We start from the raw sequence: 11714 nt of genomic DNA on the forward strand, positions 1-11714 counted from the left end.
ACTCCGTAAGGCCGACGCTGGCCTAACAGATATCGCGCCCATTGGCGGGCGCACAGGCAAAGCCGCCGACTGACCTGCAGGGATCCTCCTCCCGCAACGCAGGTCCGGTCGGCGGCTTTTTTCTTGGACCTGTGCACAGCCAGAGGCGGCACAGGAAGACAGAGGGACAGGACGCGACAATGAAGAAGACCCTGCTTTTTACCCGACGGACAGCTCTCGGCGCCTTGATGGCCGCCACTGCACTGGTGCCGGCCACCGGCGCCTATGCCGACATGCTGGACGTGGAAAAGGACGAACTTACCTTCGGTTTCATCAAGCTGACGGACATGGCGCCGCTCGCCGTTGCCTATGAGCTCGGGTATTTCGAGGAAGAAGGCCTCTTCGTGACACTTGAGCCGCAGGCGAACTGGAAGGTGCTTCTCGATCGCGTGATCACCGGGGAACTGGACGGCGCTCACATGCTGGCCGGCCAGCCGCTTGCTGCAACCATCGGCTTCGGCACCAAGGCGCATATCGTGACGCCGTTCTCCATGGATCTCAACGGCAACGGCATCACCGTTTCCAACGAGATCTTCGAGATGATGAAGCCACACCTGGAAATGCAGGCGGACGGAAGGCCTGTTCATCCGATCAAGGCCACGGCGCTGAAACCGGTGGTCGACAAGCTTAAGGCGGAGGGCAAGCCCTTCAACATGGGCATGGTCTTCCCGGTCTCCACCCATAACTATGAGCTGCGCTACTGGCTCGCTTCCGGCGACATCAACCCGGGCTTCTATTCTCCGAGCGACATCTCCGGCCAGATCAAGGCCGATGCACTGCTGTCGGTAACGCCGCCGCCGCAAATGCCGGCAACGCTGGAAGCCGGCACCATTTACGGCTACTGCGTCGGCGAGCCGTGGAACCAGCAGGCGGTCTTCAAGGGTATCGGCGTTCCCGTCATCACCGACTACGAGATCTGGAAGAACAATCCGGAGAAAGTCTTCGGCCTCACCCAGGAATTCACCGAGGAATACCCGAACACCACGCTCGCCATCACCAAGGCACTGATCCGTGCCGCCAAGTGGCTGGACGAGAACGACAACGCCAACCGCGTGGAAGCGGTCGAGATCCTGTCGCGGCCGGAATATGTCGGCGCAGACAAGGAAGTCATCGCCAATTCCATGACCGGCACCTTCGAATACGAGAAGGGCGACAAGCGCGAGGTCCCGGACTTCAACGTCTTCTACCGCTACTACGCGACCTATCCCTATTACTCCGACGCCGTCTGGTACCTGACCCAGATGCGCCGCTGGGGCCAGATCGCCGAGTACAAGCCGGACAGCTGGTACGACGAGGTCGCCAAATCGGTCTACCGGCCGGAAATCTACCTGAAAGCCGCGGAACTGCTGGTCGAGGAAGGCCATGTCGCGAAGGAAGACTTCCCCTGGGACACCGACGGCTACCGCCTGCCGACACCGGCTGCCGACATTATCGATGGGATCCCCTACGACGGCAAAGAACCCAATGCCTACATCGACAGCCTGCCGATCGGTCTCAAGGGCAAGCAGGTGGTCGACGGCAATGAGGTCGTGGGCGGCTGACACTCCCCCAAACTTGAGCGGCGGCTGCAGCCCCGCCGCTCCTTTTCCTTTGCAAAAAACGTCTTGGAATTCGAAAAAGGATCGACATCATGGCCAATGCCGATACCGCGGCTAGTCCGGATCTAGCCCGCGCCGCGCGCCGGGAAAAACTTTTCACAAGGATCAACAAGGCCGCAGGCTGGCTCGACGCGCTGGGTCTCTCCTGGGTCGTGCCGCTCCTGAAGATCGCCGCCGGCGACAGCCCCAGGGAACAGCTTGGCGAACTGAAGCGGGTCCTGCTGATCCCGCTTCTCGGAATTGCCGCCTTTCTCGTCCTCTGGGGAACGCTGGCACCGCAAGTGCAGACCTCGCTCGGCGCCGTTCCCGGCCCGGCAGCAGTCTGGTCACAGGCGGTCAACCTCTGGGACGACCATGTCCGCGAACGGGAAAAGGCCGCCGCGTTCTATGATCGCCAGGATCAGCGCAATGCCAAATACGAGGCAGAAGGCAAGACAGACAAGGTCAAGTGGCGCGACTACACCGGTAAACCGACCTATATCGACCAGATCGGCACCTCGCTGAAGACTGTCGGTCTCGGCTTCCTGATCGCGACGTTGATTTCCGTTCCGCTCGGCATTGCCTCCGGCCTGTCGCGTTCCTTCAACGGCGCGATCAACCCGCTCATCCAGATCTTCAAGCCGGTCTCGCCGCTCGCCTGGCTGCCGATCGTTACCATGATCGTCTCGGCGACCTATGCCAATCCGGTCGACTGGCTGTCGAAGTCGCTGCTGATTTCCGCCGTCACCGTCACGCTCTGTTCCATGTGGCCGACCTTGATCAACACCGCGCTCGGTGTCGCCTCGGTCGACAAGGACCTGATGAATGTCGGCCGTGTCCTGCAGCTGCCGACCTGGAAGACCGTCACCAAGCTTGTGCTGCCGTCCTCGCTGCCACTGATCTTCACGGGCCTTCGCCTGTCGTTGGGCGTGGGCTGGATGGTGTTGATCGCCGCCGAAATGCTGGCGCAGAACCCGGGCCTTGGAAAATTCGTCTGGGACGAGTTCCAGAACGGCTCTTCCCAGTCGCTCGCCAAGATCATGGTCGCTGTCCTGACCATCGGCATCATCGGCTTCATGCTCGACAGGCTGATGTTCGCCCTGCAGCGCGCCTTCACCTTCTCGGCCAACCGCTAGGGAGACGGATATGTCCTTTCTGGAAATCTCCGGCGTCTCAAAGTCCTACGGCGAAGGCGCCAAGCGGACGGATGTGCTGGACGACGTGAATCTGAAGGTGGAAGAGGGCGAGTTCATTGCCATTGTCGGGTTCTCCGGCACCGGCAAGACCACGCTGATCTCCCTGCTGGCCGGTCTCATCGAACCGGACCGGGGCGGTATCATCTTCAAGAACAAGGAAATCGACGGGCCGCATCCGGACAGGGGCGTTGTGTTCCAGTCCTATTCGCTGATGCCTTGGCTGTCGGTTGCCGGCAACGTCGCGCTCGCCGTCGACAGCGTCTTCAAGAAGAAAAGCGCTGCCGAGCGCAAGGCCATCTGCGACAAGTATATCGGAATGGTCGGGCTCGCCCACGCCAGGGACCGCAAGCCCGCCGAGCTTTCCGGCGGCATGCGCCAGCGCGTGGCGGTCGCAAGGGCTCTGGCGATGCAGCCGGAACTGCTCCTGCTCGACGAACCGCTGTCGGCGCTCGATGCCCTGACCCGCTCCAAGTTGCAGGACGAGTTCGCCGCGATCTGCGAGGAAGAAAAGAAGACCATTCTTCTCATCACCAACGATGTCGACGAGGCGATCCTCCTTGCCGACCGGATCATCCCGCTCAAGCCCGGCACACCGGCAACGCTCGGTCCGGAATTCAAGGTGCCGTTTCAGCGGCCGCGCGATCGGGGTGAACTCAACCACGACGACGATTTCATCCGTCTTCGGGCCGAGATCACCGAATACCTCATGGAAGCGGGGGCCGAGCGTGGAGCGGATCTGGAACGGGATATCGTCCTGCCGGATATCGTGCCGATCACCCAGCGCCCGAAGGGTGGCGACAAGCTGCCGCTCGCCTATGAGCGGGCCGCAAGTTCACCGATCCAGGACCGCTATCTCGACTTCTCGCAGCTGAAGAAGGTCTACCCGACGCCGAAGGGGCCGCTGACGGTGGTCGACGGCTTCGATTTGAAAATGAAAAAGGGCGAGTTCATCACGCTCATCGGCCATTCGGGATGCGGCAAGTCGACGGTGCTTTCCATGGTCGCCGGCCTCAACAAGATCACGGAAGGCGCCATCGTTCTCGACGGTACCCACGTGACCGGAGCCGGTCCCGACCGCGCCGTCGTCTTCCAGGCGCCGAGCCTGATGCCGTGGCTCACGGCCTACGAGAATGTCGAGCTTGGCGTCGAAAAGGTCTATCCAGATGCGTCCAAGGCCGAAAAGCGGGACGTCATCGAATATTACCTCGCCAAGGTCGGCCTGGCGGACGCCATGCAGAAGGCGGCCTCGGAGCTTTCCAACGGCATGAAGCAGCGTGTCGGTATCGCTCGGGCCTTTGCCCTGTCGCCGAAGCTGCTCCTGCTCGATGAGCCCTTCGGCATGTTGGACAGCCTGACACGCTGGGAGCTGCAGGACGTCCTGATGGATGTCTGGAAACGCACCCAGGTGACCGCGGTCTGCGTCACCCACGATGTTGATGAAGCCATCCTGCTCGCCGACCGGGTGGTGATGATGTCGAACGGACCCAATGCCCGTATCGGCAACATCATGGAAGTCGATCTGCCGCGGCCTCGGTCGCGGAAAGAGCTGCTCGCCCACCCGGATTACTACGCCTACCGCGAAGAGCTTCTGGACTTCCTGGAAGCCTACGAGGGCGGAGCGGATCCGAGCGAGGACCAATTGAAATCCATCCAGGAAAAACGCGCTGCACGCATGGCCCGGCAAAAGGCCGTGGCTGAAGCGGCCGAATGAAAGTTTGGAGAAGAGCCATGACAAAACAGAAACTTGTCATCGTCGGCAACGGCATGGCCCCGGGGCGGATGCTGGAAGACCTGTTCGAAAAGAACAGCGAGGCCTTTGAGGTCACCATCTTCAACGCCGAGCCGCGCGTGAACTACAATCGCCTGATGCTGTCGCCGGTCCTTTCCGGTGAAAAGACCTACGAGGACATCATCACCCATGGCGACGACTGGTATGCCGAACGGGGCGTGACCCTGCACAAGTCTGCCCGCGTTGCCGAGATCGACCGGGACGCCCAAACGGTCACGTCGGAAAACGGTATCACGGCACCTTACGACAAGCTGGTGATCGCGACCGGGTCGTCGCCCTTCATCATCCCGCTGCCGGGCAAGGACCTGGACGGCGTCCTGACCTATCGGGATCTCGACGATGTTGAGAAGATGCTGGATGCGGCCAAGAGGGGCGGACGGGCCATCGTCATCGGTGGCGGTCTGCTCGGACTTGAAGCAGCGGCAGGCCTGAAGATGCAGGGCATGGAGGTCACCGTCCTGCACCTGATGCCAACTCTGATGGAACGTCAGCTCGATCCGGCCGCGGGCTTTCTGCTCGAAGCCGAGTTCAAGCGCCGGGGCATCGACGTCCGCACAAAGGCGAACAGCCACGAGATCCTCGGCGACGCTGCGGGCAAGGTGCGGGGCATCCGCCTCGATGATGGCACGGAAATCGAAGCCTCGATCGTTGTCATGGCCGTCGGCATTCGCCCGTCGGCGGAGCTCGCCAAGTCGGTTGGTCTCGACGTCAATCGGGGTGTGCTTGTCGGCGACGATATGCGCACCAGCGATGAAAACGTGTTTGCGCTCGGCGAGTGCGTGGAACACCGCGGTATGTGCTACGGCCTGGTGGCGCCGCTCTACGATATGGCCGGTGTCATTGCCGATAACCTGCTTGGCGGAAGCGCTGAATATACCGGCTCGGTCACGGCGACGAAGCTCAAGGTCACCGGTGTTGATCTTTATTCCGCCGGCGATTTCGCTGAAGGCGACGACCGCGAGGAAATTGTGCTGCGCGATGCCTCGGCCGGCGTCTACAAGCGCATCGTCCTGAAAAACAACAAGATCCTCGGCGCTGTGCTCTATGGCGAAACCTCGGACGGTCCCTGGTTCTTCGATCTTCTTAAGAAGGGCACGGATGTGTCCGAGATGCGCGAAACGCTGATCTTCGGCCAGGCGTACCAGGGAGGAGCCCCCCTGGACCCTACGGCGGCCGTTGCAGCCTTGCCGGATGATGCGGAAATCTGCGGCTGTAACGGCGTTTGCAAGGGCAAGATCGTATCCACGATCAAGGAAAAGGGCCTGACGACCCTCGACGGCGTCCGTGCGCATACCAAGGCGTCAAATTCCTGTGGAACCTGCACAGGGCTGGTCGAGCAACTGATGCAGGTCACACTTGGCGATGCCTATAACCCTGCGGCCATCACGCCGATGTGCGGTTGCACGCCGCTCGGTCATGACGAAGTCCGCCGTCTGATCAAGTCGAAGGAACTGAAATCCATTCCGGCCGTGATGCAGGAACTGGAATGGACGACTTCCGGCGGCTGCGCCAAGTGCCGGCCGGCGCTGAACTACTATCTCGTCTCGGACTGGCCTGATGAATATGAGGACGACTACCAGTCCCGATTCATCAACGAGCGTGTCCACGCCAACATCCAGAAGGACGGTACCTATTCGGTAGTTCCGCGCATGTGGGGTGGCATGACCTCGTCCAAGGAACTTCGTGCCATCGCCGATGTCGTCGACAAGTTCAACATTCCGGCGGTGAAATGCACCGGCGGCCAGCGCATCGACATGCTCGGCATCAGGAAGGAAGACCTGCCCGCCGTTTGGGCGGATCTCGGCAAGGCCGGTTTTGTCTCGGGCCAGGCCTATGCCAAGGGCCTGAGGACCGTGAAGACCTGCGTCGGGTCGGACTGGTGCCGCTTCGGCACGCAGGACAGCACAGGCCTCGGCGTGAAGCTGGAAAAGTTCATGTGGGGCTCCTGGACACCGGCGAAGCTGAAGATGGCGGTCTCCGGCTGTCCGCGCAACTGCGCGGAAGCGACCTGCAAGGACATCGGCATCATTTGCGTCGACAGCGGCTACGAGATCCATTTTGCCGGTGCCGCCGGTCTCGACATCAAGGGGACGGAAGTCCTTGGAATGGTCAAGACCGAAGAGGATGCGATCGAGTATGTCGCCGCGCTCACCCAGATGTACCGCGAACAGGGGCACTACCTTGAGCGTATCTACAAGTGGGCCAAACGCATCGGCTACGACGAGATCCGCCGCCAGATCATGGACGAGGCGGATATGCGCAGGGCCTATTTCGACCGCTTCGTATTTTCCCAGAAATTCGCCCAAGTCGATCCCTGGTCAGAGCGTGTCTCCGGCAAGGACAAGCATGAATTCAATCCGATGGCTGTCGTGATGCAGGAGGCTGCCGAATGAACGCCGAAACAAGAAACTGGGTTGCCATCGGAGAACTCGCGGACATCCCGCGGGAAGGTGCCCGGGTAGTCAGGACCGCAAGCGGCTGCATTGCCGTTTTCCGGACCGCCGACGACGAGGTCTTCGCGCTCGACGACCGCTGTCCCCACAAGGGCGGCCCGCTCAGCCAGGGCATCGTGCACGGCCTTTCCGTGACCTGTCCCCTGCACAATTGGGTGTTTGACCTCACAACTGGCCTTGCCAGAGGGGCGGACGAAGGGGCTGTGCCGGTGACGGCAGCCCGCGTGGAAGACGGCAAGGTGCTGCTTGCTGCGGACGATCTGGCGCGCCGGGCTGCCGGGTGAACCCGGCATGCAATCGGCTGGCTCGGGTCAGGGTAGGAAAACTCAAGGAGGGCGTCGTTTGACCGACCAAAAATCGACAAGAACGGTCAAGACCACTTGCCCCTATTGCGGTGTGGGCTGCGGCGTGCTTGCCACCAAGCACGTCGACGGCAGGGTGAGCGTGCAAGGTGACCCCGATCACCCGTCCAATTACGGCCGGCTCTGCTCCAAGGGGTCTGCACTTGCCGAAACGCTGTCCCTCGGCGACCGTCTGCTTTATCCGGAAATCGGCGGGAAACGGGCGGGCTGGAACCAGGCTCTGGACCTGGTCGCCGAGAGGTTCGCCGGCGCGGTTCGTGAACACGGGCCGGACAGCGTTGCCTTCTATGTCTCAGGCCAGATTCTGACCGAGGATTATTACGTCGCCAACAAGCTGATGAAGGGCTTCATCGGCTCGGCCAATATCGACACCAATTCGCGCCTGTGCATGGCTTCTTCCGTCGCCGGACATCGCCGGGCCTTCGGGGCCGATACGGTTCCGGGCACCTATGAGGATCTGGAGCAGGCGGACCTGGTGGTTCTGGTCGGTTCGAACCTCGCCTGGTGCCATCCGGTGCTTTTTCAGCGACTGGAGGCGGCCAAGGCAGCCAATCCCGCTTTGCGCGTGGTGGTGGTCGATCCGCGCCGCACCGCGACCTGCGCCATCGCCGATCTGCACCTTGCCCTGAAGCCGGACAGCGATGTTGCGCTCTTTAACGGCTTGCTTGCCTTTATGCACGAAGCGGATGCGCTTAACCGCAATTATATCAATCGCTTCACGGAAGGGTTTGACAAGGCGATTCAGGCGGCCGGACACTGCGAGATCGGAGCGATTGCGGAAAAGACCGGCCTGTCGCGGCAGGATATCGCGCTCTTCTACAAGATGGTGGCGCGGACAGAGAAGACGGTCACCGTCTATAGCCAGGGTGTCAACCAGTCGGTCACCGGGACCGACAAGGTCAACGCCATCATCAACACACAACTTGCATCCGGACGGATCGGACGGCCGGGAATGGGGCCATTTTCCGTTACCGGCCAGCCGAACGCCATGGGCGGACGTGAAGTCGGCGGTCTGGCCAACATGCTTGCAGCGCATATGGCGCTCGAAAACCCGGAGCATCGGCAGATAGCCAAGGAGTTCTGGCAGAGCCTGTCTGTTGCCGAGCGTCCGGGCCTCAAGGCCGTCGAGCTGTTCCAGGCGGTTCGCGCGGGCAAGATCAAGGCGCTCTGGATCATGGCAACGAGCCCGGTCGACAGTCTGCCCGATGCAGACGGTGTCGCGGCGGCGTTGAAGACCTGTCCCTTTGTCGTCGTCTCCGAAGTCACGCGATCCGCCGATACCGTTCCTTTCGCTGATGTGCTGCTGCCTGCGGCGGCCTGGGGCGAGAAGGACGGCACGGTCACCAATTCCGAGCGGCGGATTTCCCGCCAGCGCGCTTTCCTCGATCTCCCGGGCGAGACCCGGCCGGACTGGTGGCAGATGAGTGAAGTCGCGCGGCGCATGGGGTTTCAGGAGGCGTTTTCCTATCTGGGACCTGCCGCCATCTTTCGTGAACATGCGGCACTTTCGGATCACCGGAACGGCGGCACGCGCGACTTCGATATCGGGGCCTACAAGGACGTCTCCGATACCGGATATCAGAACCTTGTTCCCTTCCAGTGGCCACAGGCTGCGAATGCACCGGCCATGGACACGCGATTTTTCGCAGAAGGCGGCTTTTTCACTGAAGGGCGCAAAGGCAATTTCGTGCCGGTTGCCTTCAAGGAACCGCGCCCTCGCGAGCGCCGCTATCCCTTTGCCCTCAATACCGGCCGCGTTCGCGATCAGTGGCATACCATGACGCGGACGGCCAGGACGGCGCGGCTGATGTCCCATATCGCCGAGCCGTTCGTGGAACTTCACCCGGCGGATGCCGAACGATTGAAGATCGAAGCGGCTGATATTGTGGAGATCAAAAGCCCGTACGGGTCCGTTCTTGTGCGGGCGCTCTTGACCGAGCGCGTCGGGAAGGGTGAGGTCTTCGTGCCCATGCACTGGACCGACCAGCTTTCCGCGAAGGCCCGCATCGATGCGGTGGTGGCGCCCGAAACCGATCCGGTTTCCGGTCAGCCGGGTTTGAAATTCACCCCTGTCGCGGTGGCGAAGAAAAAGATGGCCTGGTTCGGCTTTGCCGTTCTGAAGACCCGGCCTTCGCAAATATCTGCCGACTATTGGGCGCTGGCGCCAATCGATGGTGGCTACCGGCTTGAATTCGCCAGCGAAAGCGAAGCTGACTTTGCCGAGATCGCTTCGATTCTAGGTGCTTCGGACAGCGAAATCGTGGACATCTCTGACGGTGCCGGCGGGTGGCGGCGCCTGGCGCATTGGCGGGGCGATGTGCTTCAGGCGGCGTTCTTTTTCTCGAAGGATCCGGTGGAAGTGTCGCGTCAATGGGCCTGTGGCCTTCTGGCATCGGAAACAGTTCCCAAAGCCATGCGGGCACTTGTCCTTGCCGGGCGCGTTCCCTCGGACCGGCCGGACGCGGGCGCGATCGTCTGCTCCTGCTTCCAGGTCGGCTGCAACCAGATCACGGAGGCCGCCCGTTGCGGTGCGGACAGTGTCCGGGCGATTGGCGAGAGCCTGAAAGCGGGAACCAATTGCGGCTCGTGCCGCTCGGAAATCCAGACCCTCCTGGACGAGATTGCGAAGGAAGACGTTGATGACAGAGACATCGCGCAAGCCAGTTGAGGTAAAAGTCAGCCGTCGTCCGCCGCGGGTCGGCGCTCTGGCAAGCCTGCCGCTGTTCTTCTCTCTGGAAGGCCGCAAGGTGGTCCTCGCAGGTGGTTCCGATGCCGCCGCCTGGAAGGCGGAACTGCTGGCGGCGGCGGGGGCCGAGGTTCATGTCTATGCCGAGGATCTGGAACCGGCTTTCGAAAGTCTTGTTGCGGTGGGCGGTGCTGCCGGACGCTTCGTCGTTCATCGCCGGCTCTGGTCACCCGGATGTTTCGATGGCGCCGTGCTTGCAATTGCGGACGCGGCGAGTGACGGCGAGGCCGAGGCCTTTGCATCTGCCGCCCGCGCGAGGGGGCTGCCGGTCAATGTCATCGATAATCCCGGCTTCTGCGATTTCCAGTTCGGATCGATCGTCAACCGTTCGCCCGTCGTGATCGGCATCTCCACCAACGGCGTCGCGCCGATCCTTGGCCAGGCAATCCGCCGGAGGATCGAGACGCTGCTTCCGGAAAGCCTGCAGGGCTGGGCACAGTTGGCTGGCCGCTTGCGCGAGCGGACGCTTGAGCTGCTGAATGCCGGCGCGCAACGGCGCCGGTTCTGGGAGCGGTTTTCCGATCTTGCCTTCTCGGGAAAGGCGGCGCCGGAGCAAGAAAACGCTCTTGGTGATGCCCTGCTTGAAGATGCCAAGGGGGCGGCAACTGGCCGGGTGACGCTGGTTGGCGCAGGACCGGGCGATGCCGAATATCTGACGCTGAAGGCCGTCCGCGCCCTGCAATCGGCCGATGTGATCCTCTTTGACGATCTCGTCGACGATGCGGTGTTAGAGCTTGCGCGCCGGGAAGCCAAGCGGCTGCTGGTCGGCAAGCGCGGCGGACGGGAAAGCTGCCGCCAGGAAGACATCAACGAGATGATGATCTCGCTAGCCCGGCAGGGAAAGCATGTGGTGCGGCTGAAATCCGGCGATCCGATGATCTTCGGCCGGGGCGGAGAAGAACTTGACCGGCTTGCGGCCGAAGGTATTCCGGCGAGCGTCGTTCCCGGCATCACGGCTGCTTCCGCCATGGCAGCCCGCCTCGGCGTGTCGCTCACCCACCGGGACCATGCCCAATCGGTCCGGCTCGTCACGGGCCATTCCCGGCATGGTGAATTGCCGGAAACGGTCGACTGGCGCGGGCTTACCGACCCGGCAACGACGACAGTGTTCTATATGGGCGCCCGCATGGCGGGCAGGATCCGGGACAGGCTGCTGGCGGAAGGTTTGCCGTCATACACACCCGCAGTCGCCGTCGCCGGGATTGCGACGCAGGAAGAGACCCCTTGGGCAGGGAATTTATCGGACCTGGAAGAGGGGGTTGCCGCGCTTGGCCTGGAAAAGCCGGTGCTGATCGGTGTCGGCAAGGTATTCAGGGCGCAGGTCTCAAACCAGAAAACTCTGCCGGACACATCCCCGCTGCTCAGGGCCATCTGACTGTTCAGGGCTTTGCTTGTGCGGCTACCTTGGCACTGGCACTGCCGCGGGTCCGCATGGCAGCGCGCTCCGTTAAAATCTCTCGGCTTCCAACATGTGCCCAACCATGAGAGTTCGGCATTGCTGGCATTGAACACCCTGAGCAACCGGACCTTTTTGAAAAGCCTGGTTTGTTGT

7 protein-coding genes are annotated in these 11714 nt (G+C 61.9%); all 7 read left to right on the plus strand.

Features of this window, described 5'->3' with window-relative positions; all coding sequences use genetic code 11:
* Positions 1-179: 179 nt before the first annotated feature.
* The 7 genes from ACX3M4_RS01590 (at position 180) to cysG (ending at position 11537) form a co-directional block, all read left to right on the plus strand.
* A complete protein-coding gene (locus ACX3M4_RS01590; RefSeq protein WP_459356857.1) occupies positions 180-1580 on the plus strand; it encodes a CmpA/NrtA family ABC transporter substrate-binding protein in 1401 nt (466 codons plus the stop codon).
* Between the two features lie 89 nt (positions 1581-1669).
* The gene (locus ACX3M4_RS01595) at positions 1670-2752 is read left to right on the plus strand and encodes an ABC transporter permease (RefSeq protein ID WP_459356858.1); all 1083 of its coding nucleotides are present in this window, start codon (positions 1670-1672) and stop codon (positions 2750-2752) included.
* Between the two features lie 10 nt (positions 2753-2762).
* A complete protein-coding gene (locus ACX3M4_RS01600) occupies positions 2763-4523 on the plus strand; it encodes an ABC transporter ATP-binding protein (RefSeq protein ID WP_459356859.1) in 1761 nt (586 codons plus the stop codon).
* Positions 4524-4540: 17 nt separating this feature from the next.
* Positions 4541-6994: a nitrite reductase large subunit NirB gene (nirB, locus tag ACX3M4_RS01605; protein WP_459356860.1), complete on the plus strand. Its 2454-nt coding sequence runs from the start codon at positions 4541-4543 to the stop codon at positions 6992-6994.
* Positions 6991-7338 carry a nitrite reductase small subunit NirD gene (gene nirD / locus ACX3M4_RS01610; RefSeq protein ID WP_459356861.1) on the plus strand — a complete coding sequence of 116 codons (348 nt, stop codon included), beginning with the start codon at positions 6991-6993 and terminating at the stop codon, positions 7336-7338. The genes nirB and nirD overlap by 4 nt, the downstream gene beginning before the upstream one ends.
* Before the next feature lie 58 nt (positions 7339-7396).
* Positions 7397-10084: a nitrate reductase gene (locus tag ACX3M4_RS01615; protein WP_459356862.1), complete on the plus strand. Its 2688-nt coding sequence runs from the start codon at positions 7397-7399 to the stop codon at positions 10082-10084.
* Entirely contained in the window at positions 10056-11537 is a 1482-nt protein-coding gene (gene cysG, locus ACX3M4_RS01620) for a siroheme synthase CysG (protein ID WP_459356863.1), read from the plus strand. Before ACX3M4_RS01615 ends, cysG begins: the two co-directional genes overlap by 29 nt.
* Positions 11538-11714 lie beyond the last annotated feature (177 nt).

It is taken from the genome of Roseibium sp. M-1 (assembly GCF_054515675.1).